Source organism: Streptococcus chenjunshii (genome assembly GCF_003086355.1).
GTDB classification, from domain to species: Bacteria; Bacillota; Bacilli; order Lactobacillales; family Streptococcaceae; genus Streptococcus; species Streptococcus chenjunshii.
This window is the reverse complement of sequence record NZ_CP031733.1, coordinates 1,934,994-1,959,018: the sequence shown is the minus strand read 5'-3', so window position 1 is coordinate 1,959,018 and position 24,025 is coordinate 1,934,994. Positions and strand designations below refer to the sequence as shown.

The 24,025-nt window shown below is 41.8% G+C and carries 20 protein-coding genes and 1 pseudogene; 18 read left to right on the top strand and 3 right to left on the bottom strand.

What is annotated here, in order from left to right:
• The first annotated feature begins 158 nt into the window (after positions 1–158).
• The 14 genes from DDV21_RS09355 (at position 159) to mraY (ending at position 16,037) form a co-directional block, all read left to right on the top strand.
• Entirely contained in the window at positions 159–1,634 is a 1,476-nt protein-coding gene (locus tag DDV21_RS09355; protein WP_162886307.1) for a BglG family transcription antiterminator, read from the top strand.
• Positions 1,624–2,049: a PTS sugar transporter subunit IIA gene (locus tag DDV21_RS09350; RefSeq protein WP_116878929.1), complete on the top strand. Its 426-nt coding sequence runs from the start codon at positions 1,624–1,626 to the stop codon at positions 2,047–2,049. The genes DDV21_RS09355 and DDV21_RS09350 overlap by 11 nt, the downstream gene beginning before the upstream one ends.
• Positions 2,050–2,652: 603 nt before the next feature.
• Positions 2,653–3,096: a PTS sugar transporter subunit IIA gene (locus DDV21_RS09345; protein WP_117287791.1), complete on the top strand. Its 444-nt coding sequence runs from the start codon at positions 2,653–2,655 to the stop codon at positions 3,094–3,096.
• Between the two features lie 850 nt (positions 3,097–3,946).
• Entirely contained in the window at positions 3,947–4,246 is a 300-nt protein-coding gene (locus DDV21_RS09335) for a PTS sugar transporter subunit IIB (RefSeq protein ID WP_116879008.1), read from the top strand.
• Between the two features lie 27 nt (positions 4,247–4,273).
• Positions 4,274–5,635: a PTS ascorbate transporter subunit IIC gene (locus tag DDV21_RS09330; RefSeq protein WP_116879020.1), complete on the top strand. Its 1,362-nt coding sequence runs from the start codon at positions 4,274–4,276 to the stop codon at positions 5,633–5,635.
• A gap of 286 nt (positions 5,636–5,921) precedes the next feature.
• On the top strand, positions 5,922–6,164 hold the full coding sequence (locus DDV21_RS09325) for a bacteriocin immunity family protein (RefSeq protein ID WP_116879009.1): 243 nt from the start codon (positions 5,922–5,924) through the stop codon (positions 6,162–6,164).
• Between the two features lie 19 nt (positions 6,165–6,183).
• Positions 6,184–6,921: an ABC transporter ATP-binding protein gene (locus tag DDV21_RS09320; RefSeq protein WP_116879010.1), complete on the top strand. Its 738-nt coding sequence runs from the start codon at positions 6,184–6,186 to the stop codon at positions 6,919–6,921.
• On the top strand, positions 6,921–8,543 hold the full coding sequence (locus tag DDV21_RS09315) for an ABC transporter permease (protein WP_116879011.1): 1,623 nt from the start codon (positions 6,921–6,923) through the stop codon (positions 8,541–8,543). Before DDV21_RS09320 ends, DDV21_RS09315 begins: the two co-directional genes overlap by 1 nt.
• A gap of 101 nt (positions 8,544–8,644) precedes the next feature.
• Complete coding sequence (gene proB, locus DDV21_RS09310; protein ID WP_116879012.1) at positions 8,645–9,448, top strand: glutamate 5-kinase; 804 nt, start codon at positions 8,645–8,647, stop codon at positions 9,446–9,448.
• A gap of 54 nt (positions 9,449–9,502) precedes the next feature.
• Complete coding sequence (locus DDV21_RS09305) at positions 9,503–10,753, top strand: glutamate-5-semialdehyde dehydrogenase (protein ID WP_116879013.1); 1,251 nt, start codon at positions 9,503–9,505, stop codon at positions 10,751–10,753.
• 727 nt (positions 10,754–11,480) lie between these two features.
• Positions 11,481–12,431 (top strand): 16S rRNA (cytosine(1402)-N(4))-methyltransferase RsmH, encoded by a 951-nt coding sequence (rsmH, locus tag DDV21_RS09300; RefSeq protein ID WP_116879014.1) that lies wholly within the window; start codon positions 11,481–11,483, stop codon positions 12,429–12,431.
• 4 nt (positions 12,432–12,435) lie between these two features.
• Positions 12,436–12,759 (top strand): cell division protein FtsL, encoded by a 324-nt coding sequence (gene ftsL, locus DDV21_RS09295; RefSeq protein ID WP_116879015.1) that lies wholly within the window; start codon positions 12,436–12,438, stop codon positions 12,757–12,759.
• Between the two features lie 4 nt (positions 12,760–12,763).
• Complete coding sequence (gene pbp2x / locus DDV21_RS09290) at positions 12,764–15,025, top strand: penicillin-binding protein PBP2X (protein ID WP_116879016.1); 2,262 nt, start codon at positions 12,764–12,766, stop codon at positions 15,023–15,025.
• A 1-nt stretch (position 15,026) separates the two neighbouring features.
• Entirely contained in the window at positions 15,027–16,037 is a 1,011-nt protein-coding gene (gene mraY / locus DDV21_RS09285; protein ID WP_116879017.1) for a phospho-N-acetylmuramoyl-pentapeptide-transferase, read from the top strand.
• Positions 16,038–16,135: 98 nt separating this feature from the next.
• Here mraY and DDV21_RS09280 read toward each other — a convergent pair whose 3' ends face one another.
• On the bottom strand, positions 16,136–16,600 hold the full coding sequence (locus DDV21_RS09280) for a methyltransferase family protein (RefSeq protein ID WP_162886306.1): 465 nt from the start codon (positions 16,598–16,600) through the stop codon (positions 16,136–16,138).
• A gap of 234 nt (positions 16,601–16,834) precedes the next feature.
• Between DDV21_RS09280 and DDV21_RS09275 the strand changes: the two genes are divergently transcribed.
• Positions 16,835–18,178 carry a DEAD/DEAH box helicase gene (locus DDV21_RS09275; protein WP_116879019.1) on the top strand — a complete coding sequence of 448 codons (1,344 nt, stop codon included), beginning with the start codon at positions 16,835–16,837 and terminating at the stop codon, positions 18,176–18,178.
• A gap of 95 nt (positions 18,179–18,273) precedes the next feature.
• On the opposite strand, the pseudogene DDV21_RS09270 reads toward DDV21_RS09275, so the two are convergent.
• Positions 18,274–19,526: pseudogene (locus tag DDV21_RS09270) on the bottom strand (ISL3 family transposase).
• 226 nt (positions 19,527–19,752) lie between these two features.
• On the opposite strand from DDV21_RS09270, the gene DDV21_RS09265 reads away from it, so the two are divergent.
• Positions 19,753–20,568 carry a transporter substrate-binding domain-containing protein gene (locus tag DDV21_RS09265; RefSeq protein WP_116879181.1) on the top strand — a complete coding sequence of 272 codons (816 nt, stop codon included), beginning with the start codon at positions 19,753–19,755 and terminating at the stop codon, positions 20,566–20,568.
• Between the two features lie 39 nt (positions 20,569–20,607).
• Here the strand turns inward: DDV21_RS09265 and DDV21_RS09260 are convergent, their stop codons facing one another.
• Positions 20,608–21,864 (bottom strand): ISL3 family transposase, encoded by a 1,257-nt coding sequence (locus DDV21_RS09260; RefSeq protein WP_117287790.1) that lies wholly within the window; start codon positions 21,862–21,864, stop codon positions 20,608–20,610.
• 452 nt (positions 21,865–22,316) lie between these two features.
• Here DDV21_RS09260 and DDV21_RS09255 point away from each other — a divergent pair, with 452 nt between their 5' ends.
• Positions 22,317–23,120, top strand: a complete 804-nt coding sequence (locus tag DDV21_RS09255; protein ID WP_116878965.1) for an amino acid ABC transporter permease — start codon at positions 22,317–22,319, stop codon at positions 23,118–23,120.
• A complete protein-coding gene (locus DDV21_RS09250) occupies positions 23,120–23,863 on the top strand; it encodes an amino acid ABC transporter ATP-binding protein (protein ID WP_116878966.1) in 744 nt (247 codons plus the stop codon). Before DDV21_RS09255 ends, DDV21_RS09250 begins: the two co-directional genes overlap by 1 nt.
• Positions 23,864–24,025 lie beyond the last annotated feature (162 nt).

The following is a 24,025-nucleotide window of genomic DNA, read 5'->3' as shown; positions in this document are numbered from 1 at the left end:
TACCAAACTTTCAACAACGCTTTCAGCAATTTTGGCTGTATGCTTTGTTGAAAGTTTTTTTACTATCGCTCAGATAAAACTGACTGCTACAGTGGTCAATCCTTTATAAATCAAACAGGGAGAAAAGGCTTACAATAAAAATATGGATGGGAATAAAAATGATAAAAGAAAAAAATATTGAAAAAATCATTAGCTGTTTAGCTAATAAAAACAGTTTTGTTACGGCAAAGAAACTTTCTGATGAACTGGGGCTCTCTCAAAAGACAGTCTATCGCTTGATTAAAGAAATTAATCAGGATTATGTAAAAGAGAGCTTAATTTTGTCAGAAAAAGGAAAGGGCTTCAGGTTAAATGGTGATGTCTATTTAAAACATCAGCATCGCAGCCATTTACTTGATGAGGAACTGTCTCCTAAAGAGCGGCAAAAGCAGATTTTAGAACGTCTGTTGCTAAGTTCTCCCCAATCTCAGCTGATTTACGATTTATGTCAGGATTATTTTGTCAGTGAACATGTCATTCAAAAAGATAAAACTGAAATTCAAAAAATACTTAAGAATTACCACTTGAGTATTATCAGTAAGAATCGAGCTCTTTACATAGACGGAAAAGAGTTTGATTTGCGAAGAGCTATTGCAGATTTAGTGACAACTTTTAAAACAATTGATATCGATCATCTCAGCTATTTGAAAGATGATTATGCTATCAATTATCAGGTGGCACTTTTTGTTTCAAAGCAGCTAAAAATCATTGAAAATAATCTAGAAGTTACCATTCCTTACCCATATAATGTTAATATTTTTTCACATTTGTATATTTTGCTTGACCGTATCCAAAAAGTTAAACCTGAATCTTATTCTGAAAAAGACTTGTTAAGACATTGTTCTAACCAAGCCGTATTAGCAGAAAGCAGGCGTGTGATTGCTGACATTGAAAAATACAGCAACAGGAAAGTTAGTCGAAAAGAAATTGTCTATCTTTACCAATATTTAATCTCCTCCCGTTTTCAAACGCAGAATGATAGCAAGCCTGACTTTTCCAAACGTGTGGTTGAAGTAACGCACTATTATTTTAAACATATGGGAATGACGGAACAAGGAGAAATAAAAGAAGATTCGCTTTTGTTTATTGATTTAGCCAATCATATCGCTCCCATGCTGAGAAGACTGGATAATAAAATTCGAATCAAAAATAAAATGCTGGGCCAGATCCAAACCAGCTACGCAGCAGTTTTTAATCAGGTTGCCAAAGTATCTGATGCTGTCAGCCAAAAATATGGGTTTCCCAAGATTAATCCAGATGAGGTGGGGTTTATTACGCTTTATTTTGTCAGGTTTAAGGAAATTCAGTATGAGCCTATCTCTACTTTAATCGTCTGTACCTCAGGTATTGGTACTTCAGAGCTATTACGGTCAAAGATTGAGCGCACTTTTTCTGATTTAAAGGTTGAAAATGTCATTTCATATGATGATCTTTATCAGCTTAAAGATAATTACCCAGAGGCTGAATTGCTGATAACAAGTATAGCAATAGAGGAAGATTTTGGAATTGACAGCGTCTTAGTCAGTGCTATTATGACAGAAGATGATAAGCACCGTATTAATCAGCAAGTTGAAAGGATGAAATATGGCAGATAATTTTTATGAGATTTACCTTAATCAGAATCTGCTTTCCAAAGATGCTGTTTACCAATTTTTAGCCGAAAAAATTAACCAGAAAACAGAGTTGGCTGAAGCAGATATTTTATCTAAATTCCGCTCAAGAGAAAGCAAAGGGAATATCCAAATAGCAGAGCAGGTTGTTTTTCCCCATTTTATTTCTGGCAAAGCTGATAATAGTTTTATTATTTTAAGGCTGCAAAAACCAATTAAGGACTGGTCTGAAACGATTTCTGATATCTCTTTGATTATTGCGATGACAGCAAAAGATAATTTAACTTCAGCAGAAAAACAAGCTTTTGCCCACTTTATTCGCCGTTTAGCGTCGAAAGATTTTTTAGAAGATTTATTGATACTAAATGAAAATGAATTAAGGTCGATTTTAAATGAATAATAATAAATTAAATAAAGCCGCGGGCTATAACGACAGTAGTTGATAAAGCTACTAGGAAGCCGATAAATTGATAAATTAATGAAAATGGTCTGAAAGCTTGAAAAAAACGCAATCGTAGGAAGTATCAGGGACTTATGAACTCGGCTGCTCTGTGAGTATAACCTGTCCTAGAGCCTCGCGCTCTTCGTCCAGTTTCTTATTTTCCTTTTGCGTTTTTAACGGGCTTTGTATCTTGTTGGAACTGAACATGCCCTAAACGCTGTGTAAAAAAGATAGCCCTCCCTTGAGTCTTTAGTGACTCGGCGGTCAGGCTCCTATTTTTCCTTTGCGTTCTTAACGGGCTTTGTATCTTATGAATTGAACACGGCCTGAACGCTGCGGGAAAAAGATAGATTTCCCTTGAGTCTTTAATGATTCAGCGGTTAGTCTCCTATTTTCCTTTTGCGTTCTTAACGGCCTTTGTATCTTGATGAATTGAACACGGCCTAAACGCTGCGGGAAAAAGATAGATTTCCCTTGAGTCTTTAATGACTCAGCGGTTAGTCTCCTATTTTCCTTTTGCGTTCTTAACGGCCTTTGTATCTTGTTAAAAGGAGTGATGTGATGTTATCAGAATTATTGACTCAAGACTACATACAAATCAGTCAGGAAAAACTGACATGGGAGGAAGCGATTCGGTTATCAGCCCAGCCGTTGCTGACCAAAGGGAAAATCACCGATTCTTATATTGAGGCGATGATAAATAAAGTTAAGGAATTTGGTCCTTTTATCCATATAGGTGAAGAAATCGCTTTGCCTCATGCCAGACCGGAAGAGGGGGTGAAAGAACTGGGTCTGGCCATGCTTCTATTGGAACAACCGGTTTATCTACTTGATGATCCTGAACGAGAAATCCGCTTATTTGTCTGTTTAGCGGCTAATGATAATACAGCTCATCTACAGGCCCTGTCAAGTTTGACAAAAATTCTGTCTGACAAGAAAAAACTGACAGCTATTATGACAGCTGATACTGTGGAAGACATAACAAATATAATTAGAGAAAATTGATAACAGGCCGAAGATTTGAGCAAGGTAAACAGGATATTAGCTAGTGTCTAACTGTACTCTAACAGACGGATGGCTATAACAAGCCATCTGGGAGCAAGGCAAAACGTTTTTCGATAGTGTTCGCCGTCCCGCCTCCGCAGGCCCAGCAGGTATTTTAAAGTTTAAAAAGCAGATAAAATGCCACTAGGCTACTGTGTTTTGGTCCTGCATCACTTATAAAAAGGCTTAGAAGGTAATACTTTGAGCTGTTCTGGCAGAGGTGTGCAGACGAAATCAGAGATTACTGGCTTACCGTTTCTTTGCTTTGCTGTTTTTGCGGTCTTTATATCTTGTCGGACCTGAACACGCCCTAAACGCTGCGGGAAAAAGGAACCTGTACGACCTAGTGCAGACTTAAGTTTTAGCCAGCCGTAGCCGTCCGAAGGCTTTGTCGTCTTAGCAGCCGACCGCACCCTTCTAGTCGTCCTGACAGGGGTGCGTCTGCGAAATCAAAGATTTCGGACTTACCGTCTATTTTCCTTTTGCGTTTTTGACGGGCTTTGTATCTTAATTGGAACTGAACACGGCCTAAAATCCTAGTGAAAAAGATGGCTGTCATCGTGATGCTTAGGCATCACTTGCCATCCCCTATTTTCATACGGATTTTTAAACGGTCTTTGTATCTTATTGGAACTGAACACGGCCTAAAATTCTAGTGAAAAAGAGACGCAATCGTAGGAAGCTACAGGCTGACATACGAGTGTGGCTGCTTCTGTGAGCATGCCTGTCAGCGTGATGCCAGCATCATTTGCCAGCTCCTATTTTCATACGGATTTTCAAATGGCTTTTGTATCTTATGAGGAGGAATATTATGAAATTTGTAGCAGTATGTCAAAGTGGTTTAGGGACCAGCTTTATGGTTGAAATGAATATTCAAAATGCGCTTCAGGAACTTAAAGTTAATTTAGCGGATTTCTCTGTGGATCACACAGATTCTGGTTCCGTCAGCGAGGAAATGGCAGATTATTTTTTTGCAGAAAAAACACTGGTTCCAGCCTTGATGAGTTTATCAGAAGATAAAATTGTTGCTTTAGATTCCATTATTGACGCTGATGAAATTAAAGAAAAGGTAATTGACGTGTTGGACAAAAACGGGATTTCTCATAATTAAAAGAAATAGAAGCAGAGGTAAGATATGATGGGAAGTATTTTGAACTTATTCGTTTCAGTGGTTAGTCAGCCAGCGATACTTATTGCTTTAATTGCGCTCATTGGCCTGATTTCACAAAAAAAGAAAACTTCAGAAATTATAGCAGGAACGGTTAAAACTTTAGTTGGTTTTTTGGTCTTGACCGGAGGTGCAGCAATTATCAGTAATTCTTTGGCTCCTTTTGCTGATATGTTTCAGAATGCTTTAGGAACACAAGGGGTAGTGCCGAGCAATGAAGCTGTCGTTGCTCTTGCTCTAGAAGAATATGGGACATTAACTGCCTTGATTATGCTGGTTGGAATGCTTGTCAATATCCTTTTGGCACGCTTTACCCGCTTCAAATATATCTTTTTAACCGGACAAGCTATGCTTTATGTCTCTTGTATCACAGCTGTCGTTCTTCTTAGTTCTGGATTTAAAACAGACTTAATAACCGTTCTTCTGGGGGGGCTTTTCGAAGGAACACTTCTGACTGTAACACCAGCTTTATGTCAGCCCTTTATGAGAGAAATTACTGGCAACGATAAGGTAGCCATGGGCCATACTGGTAATATTGGCTACGCATTTTCAGGCTGGATTGGAAGAATGCTTGGAGATAAGTCAAAATCAACAGAAGATATTACTATTCCTAAAGCTTTTGGTTTTTTACGTGACTCAACAATTTCAATTATGCTGCTGATGAGCCTTGTTTATATTGCTCTTGCCTTGGCTTGCGGCCCTGCTTACGTCGAAAATCATCTGAGTGATGGGACCAATGCTATTGTATTTGCATTGATTCAAGCTGGTACATTCACAGCCGGTTTTGTGGTTGTTTTGCAAGGGGTACGGATGGTTTTAGCAGAGATTGTCCCAGCTTTTCAGGGAATTGCACAAAAGTGGGTGCCAAACTCTAAACCAGCACTTGATGTTCCTATTATTTTTTCATATGCTCCTAATGCGGTTTTGATTGGCTTCTTTGTTAGTTTCTTTGTAGGGACACTCTCAATGTTTATCATGATTGCTCTTAGAACAACGGTCATTATTCCTGGTGTTGTCGGTCACTTCTTTTGCGGTGCTGCAGCAGGAATTTATGGTAATGCTGCAGGAGGACGCAGAGGAGCTGTTTTAGGTGCAGCATTTAACAGTTTGTTGCTGAGCTGGCTTCCTTTGGCAATTCTTCCTTTATTAGGAAGTCTGCAGATGGCTGCTTCAACATTTGCAGATACTGATTATTTAATTCCAGGCTGGGTTTTAGGACAGTTAGGTAATGCGGGCGCTCCAGCTCTTATTCTGGTAATCCTAGCCTTTGTTCTGCTAGTGATAGCTGCAAGTTGGGCGCTTACAAAGAGAAACGGAAAAAGCGGGGATTAATTTGTAATTTGGATTTGAACCAGAGGCGGACTGGCTTTTCAGGGTATCTCCAGCAAAGAAATCAAATTCATAAAATGATTTAATGATGATTACCAAACTTTCAACAACGCTTTCAGCAATTTTGGCTGTATGCTTTGTTGAAAGTTTTTTATATAGAGATTTTAGGTGAAAATTTGATAAAAAAGAAAAGGAATTGTATTGCAACTGTAACTAAACGGCTGTATTATTTTAATAGTACAAACGTGAAAAATGGCAGAAGTTATTTTGCAGTAAAGGGGAAGAGATTATGGATAAGGAGTGTCTCAAGCTGTACCATGCGATTGAGCTGGCGTATGCTAAAGAGGAGGTTCGTTCGGATCCGGTTCTGGCGAAGGTTTTGCTGTCCGCCTCAAATGAACTGATTAAATTTCAAAATGTTTTTTCATCAGCCTATCATTTGAGAAAAGAATTGCTCCACTATACCTTGGATAAGCAGGCTGCATTGCCTAGGCCTATTATTAATCTGCAGCAGATTTTGGAGACAATATAACTGGTATAAGGAGATAAAAATGATTGAGTTTAAACAGGTTTCTAAATTATACGGAGAAAAAGAGGCACTTCGCAGCCTTAATGTGCAGATAAGAGATGGAGAAATTTTTGGCCTTATCGGTCATAATGGTGCGGGGAAAACAACTGTCATCAGTATTTTAACCTCGATTATTGAAGCCAGTTCCGGCGAGATTTATGTCGATGACCTTTTACTTGAGGAACATCGGGATAAAATAAAGCGAAAAATCGGTTATGTTCCTGATTCGCCGGATATTTTTCTTACCCTGACAGCCAACGAGTACTGGCATTTTTTAGCGCATCTTTATGAGGTGCCTAAGGATAGTTTGGAAGCCCGAATTGAAAAGCTTAGTCAGCTTTTTGCTCTAAGTGAGCAGAAAAATGATACTATTGACAGTTTTTCGCATGGTATGCGGCAGAAGGCCATCATTATCGGAGCTCTTATTTCCGATCCGGATATCTGGGTCTTAGATGAACCATTGACTGGTCTTGATCCTCAGGCTTCTTTTGACTTGAAAGAAATGATGAGGGAACATGCCAAAAATGGCAAAACAGTCCTGTTTTCAACCCACGTCCTGTCGGTTGCTGAGCAGCTCTGCCATCGTATTGGGATTCTAAAAGAAGGGCAACTGCTTTTTGTCGGCACTTTAGAGGAGCTAAAACAGCAGTACCCCGGCCAGGATTTGGAGACTATTTATCTTAAGATTGCTGGACGTCAAGCAGAAACAGAGGTGAGCTGATGAAATGGTCAACGGTTTTGGAATTATTCAAGGTCAATCTTCTCTATTCTGATCCTCAGAGTGTCACCAGACTAAGAAATAGACAAAAGCGGAAACCTAAAGAATCTTTTTCGATTTATAAGGCATTTTTGAGGCAGCAGGGCATGATGATACTCATGTTTATGTTTATCTATATATCTATATATATTGGGAATGACTTTATCCGCTTTCCCAGTCTTTTTTCCTTCTATTTAGCCATGTTTAGTCTGATGGCTATCATGACAGCTTTTTCAACGATGTACACAGTCTTTTATCAGAGTGACGATGTTAAACTCTATGCTTGTCTGCCAGTAAAGGTCAGCGAGCTTTATCTGGCAAAGATACTGGCTTCGCTGGGTATCAGTTCAATGTTTTTGGTGCCCATCTTGCCGATGCTGTTACTGGCTTATTGGCAAATACTAGGGTCGCCTTTAGCTATTTTAGTTGCCCTTATCAATTTTTTGGTGCTGTTTGTGAGCAGTATCGTTTTATCCCTGGTTATCAACAGTTTGGTCGGTAGGAGAATTGCCAGAAGCCGCCTGAAAAAATTAAATTCAGGTATTATCATGGTTCTGACGACCTTCGTTACTTTAGGAGTTGTGATTTATCTCAATATTGTCAACCAGCAGTCTCTGATTGACAGCAGCGGGAAGCCGACAGGTGTTTCTGATCCTTATTTCATTTATCCTTATTTCAGAGGATTTTATGATGTTGTGCAGAATCCTTTCAGTTCAGCCAGTCTGCTCCATTACTGGCTGCCTTTGCTTGCAGTGTTGCTTCTGCTTCTCTATTTGGTACGGAAAGCCATCCCCCGCTATTTTGAGGATGTTCTCTATCAAAATGCGGCACAACCATCTAAAAAAGCCAAAACCTTTAAGGAGCGCTCCAGCAGGCAGCTTTTAATCAGACACCATCTGATGACCATACAAAATGCGACTCTTCTGATTAATTCCTTTCTGCTGCCGCTGAGCTTTTTTGTCATTTTTTCAATCCCCTATCTCGTAGGCAGAACCATTTCCGCAGATTTTCTGACGGCCGATTATAGCGGCCTTACCATGCTGGCCGGAGTGGTGGCCGGAATCAGCTGCGTGCTGCCGACCTCGCTTTTAGCTGTCGGAATGTCTTTGGAGAAGGAAAATTTTACCTTTTTTAAAGCTTTGCCGCTGAAATTCAGCGACTTTATTCGACAGAAATTTTTGGTGCTGTGGACAGTTCAGGTCAGCATACCGCTTCTTTTTTTCTTATTATTTTTATTCTTTTTGCCGGGGATTAATCTGTTTGTCGCTGCCTTTTTTGTACTAGGTTTTATCTTAGCAACCTTTATTCAGGGGCAGTTTATGTATCGGCGTGATTACAACCAGCTCTTTTTGAATTGGCGGGATATCAGCCAGCTTTTTCAGAGAAGCCACGGCCAGTTTTTGGTAATCGCCCTGACTATGCTTGATTTCTTTCTGGGCTTTATAACCATTGCTGTAGCTGTTGTTCTAAGCTTAGTGTTTAGCCCCGTAGCTGTCAGTTTGTTTTTTATTGCTTTACTCCTGATTACAGCCAGTCTGCTGCAGTATCATCTTATTCGAACATTTTGGCGGCAGCTGCCGCATTGAAAACGCAGAAGAACAATCCGCCTTTTTCTTGTATAAAGCGGATTGTTTTTTTCTTGTTCAGGATGGCGGGCAAATCTTAGAAAATATGCTATAATCTTTTTATGAAGAGAAATTTTGGCCATGTAAAACGTCTTGTTATCAAAATTGGAACCAGTTCATTGGTGCTTCCGACCGGAAAAATTAATCTCGAAAAAATTGATCAGCTGGCCTTTGTGATTTCCAGTCTGACCAATAAAGGTAAGGAAGTTATTCTGGTTTCTTCAGGGGCGATGGGCTTTGGACTCAATGTTCTTGATCTTCCTAAGCGGCCTGCCAGCCTTGCTAAACAGCAGGCAGTCTCCAGCGTTGGTCAAGTCGCTATGATGAGTTTATATTCCCAGATTTTTTCCCATTACCAAACGGACGTTTCGCAGATTCTGCTGACACGTGATGTCATAGAATTTCCGGAAAGTCTCGGCAATGTGACCAATGCTTTTGAAAGTCTGATTGCTATGGGTATCGTTCCTATTGTCAATGAAAATGATGCTATCAGTGTAGACGAAATGGATCATGCCACTAAATTTGGCGATAATGACCGTCTGTCGGCTATTGTTGCCGGAATCACTAAAGCGGATCTGCTGATTATGCTCTCAGATATTGACGGCCTTTTCGATAAGAATCCGACGATTTATGATGATGCAGCCCTGCGTTCTCACGTAGATGCTATTACTGAAGAAATTATCAAATCGGCAGGCGGTGCCGGCAGCCGGTTTGGGACGGGCGGCATGATCAGCAAGATTCAGAGTGCCCAAATTGTTTTTGAAAACCAGAGCCAGATGGTTCTGATGAACGGGAAAAATCCGAGGGATATCTTAAGGATGCTGGAAGGAGCCGAACTGGGCACTTGGTTCGCTCAGACAAGGTAAGAAAGCGCTGATGCGTAAAGCCATGCTTATTTTAATAGTTAAGGAAGTGGTATTATGACATATGTTGAACAATTAGGCAAAGGGGCTAAGCAGGCCAGTTTAGGTCTGAAGCAGATAGGCACAGCCCGGAAAAACACCATTTTAAGAAATGTGGCTCAGGCTCTGATAGAGCAAACGGCTTATATCTTGGAGGAAAATGCGCGGGATTTAGCTAAAGCTAAAGAGAATGGTATTTCAGATATTATGGCTGATAGGCTCCGTTTAGACGCGGACCGCATTGCTGATATGGCTGAGGGTGTCCGTCAGGTGGCTGACCTAGCAGACCCGATCGGTCAGGTTGTACGCGGCTATACCAATCTGGACGGGCTGAAAATCTTGCAGAAACGTGTTCCTCTTGGTGTGATTGCCATGATTTTTGAGAGCCGTCCTAACGTTTCGGTCGATGCGTTCAGCCTGGCTTTTAAAACCAGCAATGTTATTATTCTTCGCGGGGGCCGGGATGCCATTGCTTCTAATACTGCCTTGGTAAAGGTCATTCGACAAACGCTGGCTGAGGCAGGAATTGATAAGAATGCCGTTCAGCTGGTTGAAGACACCAGCCATGCGGTGGCTGAAGAACTGATGCAGGCTGTCGACTATATCGATGTTCTTATTCCCAGAGGCAGTGCCAGACTGATTCAGAGTGTTAAAGCTAAGGCCAAGGTTCCTTTTATTGAAACCGGTGTTGGAAATGTCCATATCTATGTTGATGAGTTTGCGGACCTTGATATGGCGGCTGATATTGTCCTTAATGCTAAAACTCAGCGGCCCAGTGTCTGCAATGCAGCGGAAAGTTTAGTTGTGCACAGCAGTGTCGCTCAAGACTTTTTGCCGAAGCTGGCAGATAAACTGCAAAAGGTACAGCCGGTTGAACTGCGTGCCGATGCGCGTGCTCAGGCCTATTTGCCGCAATCGCTTCCCGCAAGTGAGGATGACTACGCAACAGAATTCTTGGACTATATCATGTCTGTTAAGACGGTCGACAGTCTCCAAGAAGCCATTGACTGGATTAATACTTACAGTTCCCACCATTCTGAGGCAATTATTACCAAAGATCTGGTTCATGCTGAGCATTTCCAAGATCAGGTAGATTCAGCTGCTGTCTATGTCAATGCTTCTACCCGCTTTACTGATGGGTTTGTCTTTGGATTAGGAGCTGAAATCGGTATTTCAACACAAAAAATGCATGCCCGGGGGCCAATGGGCTTAGAAGCTCTGACCAGCACCAAATTCTATATTAACGGTGAAGGCCAGATTCGTCAGTAAGTTCAAGAACAGGCCGTTTGTTTAATATCAAAAAGCAAAATATTATCCCCAAAAAGAACTGAAGGGTTTAGTCTTGTATCACAGGGCCAGACCCTTTTCTGCTTTTTGTTAGGTATACCAATGAGAGAGTGGGGCAGCAATCGGTAAATTGTCATAAAATAACGATTTCGATTTTGACATCTTACCTCCGCACAGTTGATTAAGGAGGCCGTTATCCTTTACGCAATAAGGGATAAAAACTTCCAATCAACCACTGTGCCAAACTCATCTGCTTAAAAAAGCAAAATGAGGCAGGACTTTGTCCAGCCACTCTCTGCTGTACAAAATTGAGAGCAAGCTCCTCGCTTAGACTAAAAGGGACGCGGCCAGCCTTATCTGGTCAACAGTTTAATAAGGTATTGCAATGATAAAGCATCATCAACTTTGAAGGGAGTATAATCGCAAAGGTCACTATCGTGTTAAGCTTCAGGTACCGTTCAAATGAGGCGATGATGGAGGCAATCGCAGGTGGCTCCGCTGAAGCTGCCTGCGGTTGTTCATTTTAGCTTTGTTTACTGATAGCCAAAATGGTTAATAAAATGCTTTCTTTCCCTCTTAGATAATATTTGATTGCTGCCAAATGAGACCGTATTAGGACTGTCAGTTTTTAATTTTTAAAATTTTATCAGCTTTTGTGGCGCTTGATTTTCATTTTCTAAACCATATAAAGTATGCTATAATAAAAGTTATGACAAATGATTTTTATCATAAGACGGTGCTTTTGCATGAGGCTGTTGACAGACTTGAGGTTAAGCCTAACGGCGTTTATGTTGATGCGACTTTAGGCGGAGCTGGGCACAGCAGCTATTTGCTGTCACAGCTTAACAGTAGAGGGCGTCTTTATGCTTTTGATCAGGATCAGAAAGCTATCGATCAGGCAAAGATTCGGCTGCAGTCCTATATTGAGGCTGGACAGGCCTTTCTTATTAAAGACAATTTTAAACATCTCAGTTCCAGTCTCAGCAAGTACGGGCAGACAGCTGTTGATGGGATTCTTTATGACTTGGGTGTTTCCAGTCCGCAGCTGGACGAAGGGGAGCGCGGCTTTTCTTATAAAAAAGATGCCCCTCTTGATATGCGAATGAATCAGGAACAGGAGCTGTCAGCCTATGAAGTGGTCAACCACTATGCTTACCGCGATTTGGTTCGTATCTTCTTTCATTACGGTGAAGATAAGTTTGCCAAGCAGGTGGCCAGAAAGATTGAAGCAGCCAGACAGACCCAACCTATTGCTACAACTGGGGAACTGGCTGAACTGATTAAAGCAGCTAAGCCGGCTAAGGAACTAAAGAAGAAGGGCCACCCGGCTAAGCAGATCTTTCAGGCAATCCGCATTGAGGTCAATGATGAACTCAAAGCGGTACGAACATCGCTTGAGCAGGCTCTAGCCCTTCTAAAGCCTGAAGGACGTATAGCAGTGATCAGTTTCCATTCTTTAGAGGACCGTATTGTTAAGCAGCTTTTTCGGGAAGTGACCGAGCTGTCAGTTCCTAAGGGACTGCCCTTTATACCAGAAGAGCTGCAGCCTAAGTTTGAGTTGATTAACCGCAGACCGATTTTACCAAGTAAAGAAGAATTGGAAGTGAATCACCGGGCCCATTCGGCCAAACTTCGGGTTATCAAAAAAATAAGAGAATAGAACTATGACTAATGAAAAACGAACTGAAGCCGTAACAAATGTACTGCAAAAACGTATTCGCACTTTTTCAAGAATTGAAAAGGCTTTTTACGGTGCTATTATTCTTACGGCTATTACCATGGCAGTCAGTATTGTTTATCTGCAGAGCCGAAATCTTCAGGTGCAGCAGGAAATTACGAACTTAAACAGCCAAATTAATGATAAAGAAACGGAACTCAACAACGCTAAACAGGAAGTTGCTGAATTAAGCGGCCGCGATCGTATTCTCCAAATTGCTACAGAATCGGGCCTGAGCAGCGAAAATGCTAACATTTCTGAGGTAAAATGAGCTTATGCGAAAGTTTTTAAAAAAATGGCAGAATCGCTTTTTAGGCTATGTTATCAGCGATCGCAAGCGGCCGCGGCAGAATCGCGAACATGTCGGGCAAAACCTGATGATTCTGGCAATTTTCATTTTTTTTGTATTTATTATTAATTTTGTCATCATTATCGGAACTGACAAAAAGTTTGGTGAGAAACTCTCAGATAAAGCCAGAGATGTTTATCAGACAACAGTTACGGTGCAGGCAAAACGAGGCACAATATATGACCGCAATGGCAACCCTATTGCTGAAGATTCAACCACCTACAGCGTCTATGCCATCATCGATAAGTCTTACATCTCCTCCACCGGCGAAAAGTTATACGTCCAGTCTTCCCAGTTTGATCAGGTGGCAGAGATATTCAATCAGCAGCTGGATATGGATAAAGAAGAGGTGCTGTCTCAGCTGAGGCAAAAGAATGTCTTTCAGGTGAGTTTCGGAACCAAAGGTTCGGGCATCTCTTACAGTACGATGTCAGCCATTACAGAGGCTATGCAGGAAGCTGGCATAGAGGGCATAGCCTTTACGACCAGCCCCGGACGGATGTATAAAAACGGTATTTTTGCCTCTCAGTTTATCGGTGTTGCACAGCTGCAGGAAAATAAAGACGGCACCAAAAGTCTCATCGGTACCTCCGGTCTTGAAGCCAGTTTAAACGATATTTTATCCGGAGAAGACGGAACTGTAACCTACGAAAAAGATAAGAACGGCAATACACTGCTTGGAACCGGAACGACTGTCAAAGAGGCAGTTAACGGAAAAGATGTTTACACAACGCTATCTGAACCGATTCAGACTTATCTGGAGACTCAGATGGATGTTTTTCAGGCGGAAGCTAAGGGTGTCTATGCCAGTGCGACTCTTATCAATGCCAAGACAGGAGAAATTCTGGCAACTTCACAAAGACCGACTTATAATCCCAGCACACTGGAGGGTTATGATGAGGGCAACCTTAAAACCTGGAACACGTTGCTTTATCAAAGCAACTATGAACCCGGTTCAACCATGAAAGTGATGACCCTGGCCTCAGCCATTGATTCGGGAGTCTTCAACCCTTCCGAAAGTTACAGTAACAGTGAGGGACTGACCATTGCAGATGCGACGATTCAGGACTGGGCAATCAATGAAGGATCTTCTACTGGACAGTATATGACAATGGCTCAGGGGTTTGCTTACTCCAGTAATGTAGGGATGACCATGCTGGAGCAGAAGATGGGCAATGATAAATGGCTGAATTACCTTTCTAAATTCCGCTTTGGCTATCCGACCCGTTTTGGAATGGGCAATGAAGCAACAGGACTTTTGCCATCGGATAATATTGTAACTATTGCCATGAGTGCTTTCGGCCAAGGGATAGCAACAACCCAAACCCAAATGCTGCGGGCCTTTACCTCTGTTTCCAACGATGGTGTCATGGTTGAACCGCAGTTCATCAGTAAGCTTTATGATCCTAACACTGATACCAGCCGCAGTGCCTCAGCTGAGGTGGTCGGCAATCCGGTTTCCGCTGAAGCAGCCAGACAGACCAGAGATTATATGGTGACTGTCGGCACGGATCCTTACTATGGAACCCTGTACTCGAATGGACCTATCATTCAGGTGGGCAACGAATCTGTTGCTGTCAAATCAGGAACAGCTCAAATCGCGGCAGAAGATGGTAGCGGTTATTTGACAGGCTCAAACGACTATATCTATTCTGTTGTGGCCATGCTTCCTTCAGAAGATCCGGAGTTTGTCATGTATGTAACCCTGCAGCAGCCAGAAGAGCGCTTTTCAGCTTTGTATTGGCAGGATGTTGTCAATCCGGTTTTAGAAGAAGCTGCCTTGATGCGGGATACCCTGCTGGCGCCGGCAGCCAACGATACAGACCAGCAGACAGAGTATCTTTTAGACGATATAGTCGGCAAAAATCCTGGTGAAACGGCAGAAGAACTGAGGCGCAACCTAGTTCACCCTGTTGTTTTGGGAACCGGCAGCAAAATCAGCAAGGTTTCTAAGAAATCTGGCTCCAACTTAGCAGAAAACGAACAGCTTCTGCTTTTAACCAATCATCTGGAAAAAGTTCCGGACATGTATGGCTGGACCAAAGCAAATGTGGACACCTTTGCAAAATGGACGGGCATAAAAATCAAATACAAGGGTTCTGATTCCGGAACAGTGGTCAAACAAAGCGTTGATATTGACACTAACATTGATGACATCAAAAAAATGACTATTACTTTAGGAGAGTAACATGCTTATTAGTATATTGGCAGGTGCAGCAGCTTTTATATTGACAGTGCTTATGATGCCCTATTTTATCCGCTTTTATCAGCTTAAAAAAATCAATGGACAGCAGATGCACGAAGATGTGAAACAGCATCTTGAAAAAGCAGGAACCCCGACAATGGGTGGAACAGTATTTTTACTGGTTGCTGTAATTGTAAGTCTAGTGGCCAGTTTTTTTCTGGTCGCTAAAAACGGCGGCGGTATGGGAGCCACTCTCGGAATCTTATCTGTAGTGTTTATCTACGGGCTGATAGGTTTTTTAGATGATTTTTTAAAAATTTTTAAGCAGATCAATGAAGGACTGACTCCTTGGCAAAAGATGCTTCTGCAAATTATCGGCGGCCTCATCTTCTACTTTTTGCATGTCCGTCCCAGCGGAACAGATGCTCTTAATGTCTTGGGGTTCAACCTGCACTTAGGCTTACTGTATGTCTTTTTTGTCCTATTCTGGGTTGTCGGTTTTTCCAATGCCGTTAACTTAACGGATGGTATTGATGGCTTAGCTTCGATTTCGGTCGTTATCAGTCTTGCAGCCTATGGAGTCATTGCCCACGTGCAGAGACAATTCGATGTGCTGTTGATTATTCTGGTGATGATTGGCGCACTTTTGGGCTTCTTTATCTTTAATCACAAGCCTGCCAAAGTGTTTATGGGAGATGTCGGGAGCTTGGCTTTAGGAGCGATGCTGGCTGCCATCTCAATCGCTCTGCGCCAGGAATGGACTCTGCTGGTTATCGGCATCGTTTATGTGATTGAGACCAGTTCTGTGATGCTGCAGGTCTCCTACTTTAAATACACGAAAAAGAAATACGGTGAAGGCAGACGCATCTTCCTCATGACTCCTTTTCACCATCATTTAGAATTAGGCGGTCTGTCCGGTAAAGCTTCTAAATGGAGCGAATGGCAGGTAGACGCTTTCCTTTGGGGTCTTGGTGCAGCAGCCAGTCTGCTGACTTTAGCTGTCTTGTATTTATAAAAAAGAAAAACAAAAAACCTCAGCTGAGGTTTTTTTGTTTGACTTTCATTCATCTGATTGATAAGCTCACATTGGCTATCTTTTGAGAGTTAAGCTTCCTACAGCCAGCGGCGGGTTTGCTGACAGTAGTCCTGGTAAAGCGGACCGAATTTTTTGAATAAAAATCGTTCCTCAGGCTTGATTTGGAACTGGGTCAGGTAAAGGACAAAGAGCAGCACACCTAGGAAGCCGGAAACAGCTTGCAGATAAATTCCCCAGGCGAACAGAAGCACAGTCATGCCTAAATACATGGGATTGCGGCTGAACCGATAGATTCCCCGCCTGGCAAGGACAGCTGTTTTCATCGGCTGCAGGGGATTCACACTGGCTTGCTGCTTATTAAACTGATGGCTGGCTAAAAAAATGATAAAGGAGCCTGCAGCAGCAAAAAGAAAAACGAAGAAGGGCTGGACGGAAAACTGGAAAAAAGGCCAAAAAGAAGCTAATATTTTCATCAGCAGCCCCGTAATAAGGCATAACAACAGCGGTGGAATTTTCAATTCTAAGAAAGAAACGTTTAACATCAGAACCTCCATTTTTTAAAATACAAGTTAGGTTTTACGGGTGCGAAAATGAAATCACTTAATGCTGATTTCCGCCCGAGCCTAGAATAAGAGTGAGGAAAACTTATAACGTAATGTTCTGTCCCGCTCCCGGACATCTGCACCGGTCAGTACTGAAAGCGGTATTAGTATCCAGTTTTTGCTCAAAGTTAAGGTTTAATGCTATAATAGTTAATGAAGAAATTGAGGTAAGCTATGTTATTTACAGATTTTCATTTTGAGTCTTATATTCAGGAAGCCCTGAATGATCTGGGTTTTCGGGAGCCAACAGCTGTTCAGGAAAAATTGATACCCGTTATTCGTTCGGGACGTGATTTGGCAGGGGAGTCCCAGACAGGATCCGGGAAAACCCACACTTTTTTGCTGCCGATTTTTGAAAAACTGGATACAGAAACGGCAGCTGTACAGGCCCTTATCACAGTTCCCAGCCGTGAGCTGGCTTATCAGATTTTTCAGGCCGCAAAACAGATAGCTGACCATGCTGAAGCGGATATTCGGATTGCGAATTATGTTGGCGGGACTGACAAAATGCGGCAGCTGGAAAAGCTGAAAGCAAGCCAGCCGCATATTGTGATTGGAACACCGGGGAGAATCTATGACCTCGTACAGTCGGGGGCCTTAGCCATTCATAAAACCCGCACTTTTGTTGTCGATGAGGCCGATATGACGCTGGATATGGGATTTTTGGCTACAGTTGACAAAATTGCGGCAGTACTCCCGCAGAAGGTCCAGATTCTTGTGTTTTCGGCAACTATTCCTCAGAAACTGCAGCCTTTTTTAAGAAAATATCTGACTAACCCAGTCATTGAGACAATTGTTTCTGATGCTGTCATTGCAGACAGCATCGATAATTGGCTGATATCAACTAAGGGCCGTGATAAAAAAACACAGATTTTAGAGATAACAAAAGCTCTCACCCCTTATTTAGCCGTTATTTTTGTCAATACCAAGGAACGGGCAGAGGACTTACATGCTTATTTGACCGGAAACGGTCTCAAGGCTGCTAAACTCCATGGCGGTATTGCTCCTCGTGAGCGTAAACGGATTATGAATCAGGTTAAAAAGCTTGAATTTGATTATATCGTTGCGACAGACCTTGCTGCCCGCGGAATTGATATTGAAGGTATCAGCCATGTGATTAATGACTCGATTCCTCAGGACCTGTCCTTTTTTATCCACCGTGTCGGCCGTACCGGACGCAACGGCTTGCCGGGAATCGCCATTACATTGTATCAGCCGGATGATGACTCTGACATCAGGGAATTAGAAAAAATGGGCATACGTTTTGTCCCCAAAATTCTGAAAAACGGGCAATTCCAAGAGACCTATGACCGCGACCGCCGGCTGCACCGCAGACCTTCTCATCAGCGCTTAGATACTGAGATGATTGGTTTAGTTAAAAAGAAAAAGAAAAAAATCAAACCAGGATATAAGAAAAAAATCCAATGGAAGGCTGATGAAAAGAGACGCAAAGAACGCCGGGCAGCTGCCCGTGCGCAGAGCCGTTCCAAACGTAAGGCTAAGAAGCAGCAATTTTAAAAACTGCAGTACAGACAGTTTAGAGAAAAATTTTTTTCAATTTTCTCTGAGCTGTTTTTTTAGGCTCATTGTCAACTGTAGTGGGTGACTTATAGCTAAGCACGAGAGGAGACAAAGTTCGTCTCCTCTTTTGCTATGTTCAAAGCGATAAGGATGCGAGTTTTAAAATTGTCAAAGTTCCGAAAACCAAAGGCATTACGCTTGATGTCCTTGATGAGTTTGTAGCCTCAAGTTTGGCGTTAGAATAGGGCATCTGTATGGCGTTTGTAACGTATTTTTTATAGCGAACAAGTGTGGCAAGAGTGGTTCTAAAGGTTTGATTAAGGTGTGGGAAAGCTTCTGTTATCAGGTCAAAGAAACAGTTAGCGTTTTTCTCTTGCAAGTGGAAAAGCAGGAGCTGATAAAGGTCATAGTAGCCCTGTAATTGAGGGACAAGCTGGAAGATTTTGGTCAAGCATTCTTTTGGTGTCAGGGTCTCCCTAAAAGTTCTTGAGTAAAAACGGTTCAAAGAACGTTTTCGGCTGTCTTTCAAGACCAGTTTCCAGTAGTATTTGAGGGCACGATATTCCAGAGATTTCTTGTCAAACTGTTTCATGAGTTGAATGCGAGTGTGATTAAGAGCTCGGCTAATATGCTGTACGATGTGAAATCTATCAAGAACGATTTGAGCATTAGGAAATAGAGTTTTGATAAGAGGAATATAGCTGCCAGACATATCAACGGTAACGCTTTTAACGCTGTTTCTAGCCTTTTTAGAGTACTTAAAGAAATGATTGCGAATGGTTGTTTGTGTCCGATTATCCAGGATCGTGATGATTTTCTTGGTTTCACAATCTTGAGCAATGAAGGCTAGTTTACCCTTTTGATAAGAAAATTCATCGATGGAGAGGAGCTCAGGCAGATGATAAAAGTCTTCTTTGAAGGTGAATTGCTTGAGCTTACGATGGACAGTTGACGTTGAAACAGCCAAGTTCTGAGCGATGTGTGTCAGAGCATCACGTTTGATCAAGCCTTGTGTGATCTTTTGTCTAACAGGTTCAGCGATTTGGCAGTTTTTCCGAACCAAGTTAGTCTCAGCGACTGTAACTCTGCGACAGCTTTTGCACTGGAAACGACGCTTTTTGAGTTTGATAAGACTAGGAAATCCAGCAATTTCAAGGTATGGAATCTTTGACGGCCTTTGGAAGTCGTATTTTATCTGCTTTCCCCCACAAGTTGGACAAGATTTAGGCTCATAATCAAGCCTAGCCCAGACCTCAATGTGTGTTTGACACTTAAAAACTTTATTCAGAGTAATGTTTTTATCTTTAATTCCAATCAATTCTGTAGTATGATAGAGTTGTTCCATATGAATCTTTCTAATGAGTTGTTTCAACGCTTTTCATTATAAGTCATATGGGACTTTTTGTCTGCATTAAAAAGCCCTATAATCTTCGCAGTGGATTTACCCACTACAGAAATTATAGAGCCTTTTTTTACTGTGATAAGATTTCTTTATGGTTTGATAAAAAAATGCTATTAGGCAAAAGTCCGAAAGCGTGGTAGACTGAGAGTTATAGAAAAGAGGAAAGATTATGAAAAAACGAGTGCAGGGATTTTTACTGGCTATAAGCCTAATTGGGCTGTTTTTACTGGTGAAAGAAGCAGATGCAGCTGCCAAAACAACGATTACAGTGGCGACTGACTCTGATACAGCTCCTTTTACCTACAAAGAAGATGATAAATTTAAGGGCTATGATATTGATCTTGTCAAAGCCATCTTTAAAGATTCTAAAAAATATAAACTGAAGTTTCAGACAGTTCCTTTTGACAGCATCTTAACCGGACTGGATGCCGGGAAATACCAAATGGCTGCTAATGACTTTAACTATAACGAAGAGCGTGCCGAAAAATATGTATTTTCAGATCCTGTCTCTAAGTCCAATTATGCTATAACCAGCAGTTCAGGGAAGACCTATAAGCGTTTGGATGATTTATCCGGCAAATCGACAGAGGTCCTTTCCGGTTCAAACTATGCTCAGGTGCTGGAAAATTGGAACGCAGCCAATCCGGACAAGAAGGCGATTGATATCAACTATGTTTCCGGAACGACAGGCATAACCAGCCGTCTGCAGCATATTGAAAACGGGAAAATTGATTTTATCCTTTATGACGCCATTTCGTCAGCTTATATTGTTGACGATCAGGGGCTGGATTTAAAGGTCAACCAAGTTGAGGAACAAATAGGCGGAGAAACAGATGGTTTGGAGTATCTTCTTTTCCCTAAGGATGAAGAAGGAGAAAAACTGCAGCAGTTTGTCAACAAGCGTTTAGCAGCATTGAAAAAAGACGGCACGCTTGCCAAACTCAGTAAAAAATATTTTGGCGGTGATTATGTTTCAGACCTCTAAAATTTCGGCTCATTGTCAACTGTAGTGGGTGACTTATAGCTAAGCCCGAGAGAGAATCAGAGAGGTTCTCTCTTTTTGAATGTTCAAAGCGATTAGAATTTTAGTTTTAAAGTTTTTGAAGTTCCTAAAACCAAAGGCATTTCGCTTAATGTCTTTGATAATCTTATTGGTAGCTTCGAGTTTGGCGTTGGAGTAGGGGAATTCAAGGGCGTTGGTAATCTCTTTTTTGTATTTCTTGAAGGTCTCAAAGGTCGTTTGAAGCACTGAGTTGACCGTGCCCATGTGTTCTTCGATCAGTTCGAAAAAGTACTTGGAATTCTTCTGCTGAAAATGGAATAAGAGCAGCTGATAAAGATCATAGTAATAGCGAAGTTCGTCTGAGAGATTTAGTGTTTTCTCAATGATTTCACGAGGTGTTAAAGTCTGTCTGAAAGTTCGTGAATAGAAGGGTTTGTCAGAGAGCTTCCGACTCTCTTTTTGGAAGAGTCGCCAGTGATTTTTTAAGGCACGATAAGGTAATGAGCCTTTATCAAAGGTTTTCATGATGGCAATTCTGGTAGCCAACATAGCACGTCCTAGGTGCTGCACAATGTGGAAACGGTCCAACACAATCTTGGCGTTTGGAAATAATCTTTTGATTAGGGGGATATAGCTTCCAGACATGTCTGCGGTCACGACCTTAACCTGCTCACGACCCTTTCGAGAGTACTTCAAAAAGTGGTTCTTGATAGTTGTTTGCCGGTTGTTGTCTAAAATGGCCATAATCTTTTTGGTTTGAAAATCTTGAGCGATAAAAGCGAGTCTTCCCTTGTGACATGAAAATTCATCCCAAGATAAGATCTCAGGAAGTCTTGAAAAGTCCTCTTTGAAGGTCAATTGTTCTAACTGTCGTTGGACGGCAGAAACGGAGATATGAAGGGCTTTAGCGATGTCTGTATTGGTCCGTTTTTCGGTATGAAGCTGGGTGATTTTCTGCCAGACAGGATGCGAGATTTGGTGATTCTTCTTAAGCAAACTTGTTTGAGCGACCCTGACTTTACGGCAGGACTTGCATTGGAAGCGTCTTTTTTTGAGTTTAAGGAGGGTTGGCATGCCTTGGATATCTAAGATTGGAATGGTAGATGGCTTTTGGAAATCATATTTAATCATGTGGTGATTACAGAGAGGACACTGTTTTGGTGGATAATCCAGCTTAGCGTTGATGACAATATGACTATCGTATTTAACAGCACTCCCTATGATGATATTTGGGTCTTTCATTCCGATTAATTCTGTGGTATGCTTAAGATGTTCCATATGAGCCTTTCTAATGAGTTGTTTGAACGCTTTTCATTATAAGTCATATGGGACTTTTTTTCTACAGTCAAAAAGCTCCATAATCTCCAGAGTGGAGTTACCCACTACAGAAATTATAGAGCCAAAATTTCGGGAGAAGAGAGCGAATCCCTCTTCCCCAAAGTTAGCGGTTTGTCATTTGTAAACGGAGGAAAGTCCGGCTTTGCCGGATTTTTTTGATTAAAGAAACGAAAATTTTAAAGAAGTGAGGGCCTGCTTCATCGTGTTTCAAATATACCTCAGGCTATTTTTCTGAACCCCAAACTATCTTCAGTTATTCGAAGAATTCTAGCGTTATTTTAATAGGGCTGATAGACTTTCTTTATCAGTCTGATAAGATTTAATTATTTTACACGGACTGTTTGGCGTGGTAAAATAAAAAAGATAAACTAGAGATAAAAGGACTTTTTTAGATGATTTCGATGATTTTAGCGTCCGGATGGGCTTGGTATGACAACTTTGTTGAGCATATCCCCCAAGGACGGCTTTTTAGCTGGCGGGCAGTTTTTGATGCGATTCCTACTATTTTGGAACGTTTGCCGATCACACTTGGTTTGACTGTTGCAGGTGCTGTTTTCGGGCTGATTTTAGCCTTGATTTTTGCGATTGTAAAGCTGAACCGTATCAGAATTCTTTATCCTATACAGGCGCTCTTTGTTAGTTTTTTAAGGGGGACGCCGATCTTGGTGCAGCTCATGCTGAGCTACTATGGGATTCCGCTTTTTCTGAAGTTTTTAAATCAAAAATATGGTTTTAACTGGAACATCAATGATATACCAGCCTCTGTTTTCGCTGTTACAGCCTTTGCATTCAATGAAGCTGCTTATACCAGTGAGACGATTCGGGCGGCCATTCAGTCTGTCAATACAGGTGAGATTGAAGCAGCCCGCAGTTTGGGGATGACTGCAGCTCAGGTTTACCGCCGTGTCATCATTCCCAATGCGGCAGTAGTGGCTACGCCTACCTTGATTAATACCTTAATTGGTCTGACCAAAGGGACTTCGCTGGCTTTTAATGCCGGGATTGTTGAAATGTTTGCGCAAGCACAGATTCTGGGCGGTTCGGATTATCGTTATTTTGAGCGGTATATCTCGGTTGCCTTGATTTACTGGCTGATTAGCATTATCATTGAGCAGGCCGGCCGCCTGCTGGAAAAACGGATGGAGATTCATTCGCCGGACAATATTACTAACGAGGTAGCAGGAGGTGTGCGCTGATGATAAAAATCACTAACCTGACAAAAACATTTTCAGGACAAAAGGTTTTGGACGGTCTCAGCCTTGATATTCAAAGAGGTGAAGTGATTGCTCTTGTTGGCGCTTCAGGAGCAGGCAAATCAACCTTTCTGCGCAGTATGAATTATCTGGAACAGCCCGATTCGGGCAGTATTGCCATTGATGATTTTAAAGTTGATTTTACCACTATCAGTAAGGAAGATATTTTGACTTTGCGGCGAAAACTGGCTATGGTTTTTCAGCAGTTTAATTTGTTTGAACGCCGGAATGCTTTGGATAATGTCAAAGAAGGACTGAAAATTGTTAAAAAAATGTCTGATGAGGAGGCGACAAAGCTGGCTAAAGAAGAGCTGGCTAAGGTTGGGCTGTCCGACCGTGAGCAGCATTATCCCAGACATTTATCAGGAGGCCAGAAGCAGCGTGTAGCACTTGCCAGAGCTCTTGCGATGAAGCCGGATGTTCTATTGCTGGATGAGCCGACTTCGGCGCTTGATCCGGAATTGGTCGGTGAGGTTGAAAAATCGATTGCTGATGCTGCCAAGTCCGGTCAGACTATGGTTCTGGTCAGTCATGATATGAATTTTGTCTATCAGGTAGCCGACAAAGTTTTGTTCCTTGAACAAGGCCGCATTCTTGAACAGGGGACACCAGATGAGCTCTTTAATCACCCTAAAGAAGAGCGAACCAAAGAATTTTTTGCCAGCTATACAAAAACATATATTTAATCTCAATATGCTGAACAAGGAGCAGAAACAAAATGTTTTGGTCTTTGTTCAGTTTTTGCTGCTGGGGAATAAGACTCCTAAATGCAGCATCCCTTTGAACCGTACGAAATAAACAGTTTTAAAATTTTAGATCCTCAGTAAAGGCTGCTGATAGGTTATAAC

Excerpts from the sequence above, each read along its gene's own strand:
- DDV21_RS09355 (WP_162886307.1), top strand. The coding sequence starts at position 159 with ATGATAAAAGAAAAAAATATTGAAAAAATCATTAGCTGTTTAGCTAAT.
- DDV21_RS09350 (WP_116878929.1), top strand. The coding sequence starts at position 1,624 with ATGGCAGATAATTTTTATGAGATTTACCTTAATCAGAATCTGCTTTCC.
- DDV21_RS09345 (WP_117287791.1), top strand. The coding sequence starts at position 2,653 with ATGTTATCAGAATTATTGACTCAAGACTACATACAAATCAGTCAGGAA.
- DDV21_RS09335 (WP_116879008.1), top strand. The coding sequence starts at position 3,947 with ATGAAATTTGTAGCAGTATGTCAAAGTGGTTTAGGGACCAGCTTTATG.
- DDV21_RS09330 (WP_116879020.1), top strand. The coding sequence starts at position 4,274 with ATGGGAAGTATTTTGAACTTATTCGTTTCAGTGGTTAGTCAGCCAGCG.
- DDV21_RS09325 (WP_116879009.1), top strand. The coding sequence starts at position 5,922 with ATGGATAAGGAGTGTCTCAAGCTGTACCATGCGATTGAGCTGGCGTAT.
- DDV21_RS09320 (WP_116879010.1), top strand. The coding sequence starts at position 6,184 with ATGATTGAGTTTAAACAGGTTTCTAAATTATACGGAGAAAAAGAGGCA.
- DDV21_RS09315 (WP_116879011.1), top strand. The coding sequence starts at position 6,921 with ATGAAATGGTCAACGGTTTTGGAATTATTCAAGGTCAATCTTCTCTAT.
- proB (WP_116879012.1), top strand. The coding sequence starts at position 8,645 with ATGAAGAGAAATTTTGGCCATGTAAAACGTCTTGTTATCAAAATTGGA.
- DDV21_RS09305 (WP_116879013.1), top strand. The coding sequence starts at position 9,503 with ATGACATATGTTGAACAATTAGGCAAAGGGGCTAAGCAGGCCAGTTTA.
- rsmH (WP_116879014.1), top strand. The coding sequence starts at position 11,481 with ATGACAAATGATTTTTATCATAAGACGGTGCTTTTGCATGAGGCTGTT.
- ftsL (WP_116879015.1), top strand. The coding sequence starts at position 12,436 with ATGACTAATGAAAAACGAACTGAAGCCGTAACAAATGTACTGCAAAAA.
- pbp2x (WP_116879016.1), top strand. The coding sequence starts at position 12,764 with ATGCGAAAGTTTTTAAAAAAATGGCAGAATCGCTTTTTAGGCTATGTT.
- mraY (WP_116879017.1), top strand. The coding sequence starts at position 15,027 with ATGCTTATTAGTATATTGGCAGGTGCAGCAGCTTTTATATTGACAGTG.
- DDV21_RS09280 (WP_162886306.1), bottom strand. The coding sequence starts at position 16,600 with ATGTTAAACGTTTCTTTCTTAGAATTGAAAATTCCACCGCTGTTGTTA.
- DDV21_RS09275 (WP_116879019.1), top strand. The coding sequence starts at position 16,835 with ATGTTATTTACAGATTTTCATTTTGAGTCTTATATTCAGGAAGCCCTG.
- DDV21_RS09265 (WP_116879181.1), top strand. The coding sequence starts at position 19,753 with ATGAAAAAACGAGTGCAGGGATTTTTACTGGCTATAAGCCTAATTGGG.
- DDV21_RS09260 (WP_117287790.1), bottom strand. The coding sequence starts at position 21,864 with ATGGAACATCTTAAGCATACCACAGAATTAATCGGAATGAAAGACCCA.
- DDV21_RS09255 (WP_116878965.1), top strand. The coding sequence starts at position 22,317 with ATGATTTCGATGATTTTAGCGTCCGGATGGGCTTGGTATGACAACTTT.
- DDV21_RS09250 (WP_116878966.1), top strand. The coding sequence starts at position 23,120 with ATGATAAAAATCACTAACCTGACAAAAACATTTTCAGGACAAAAGGTT.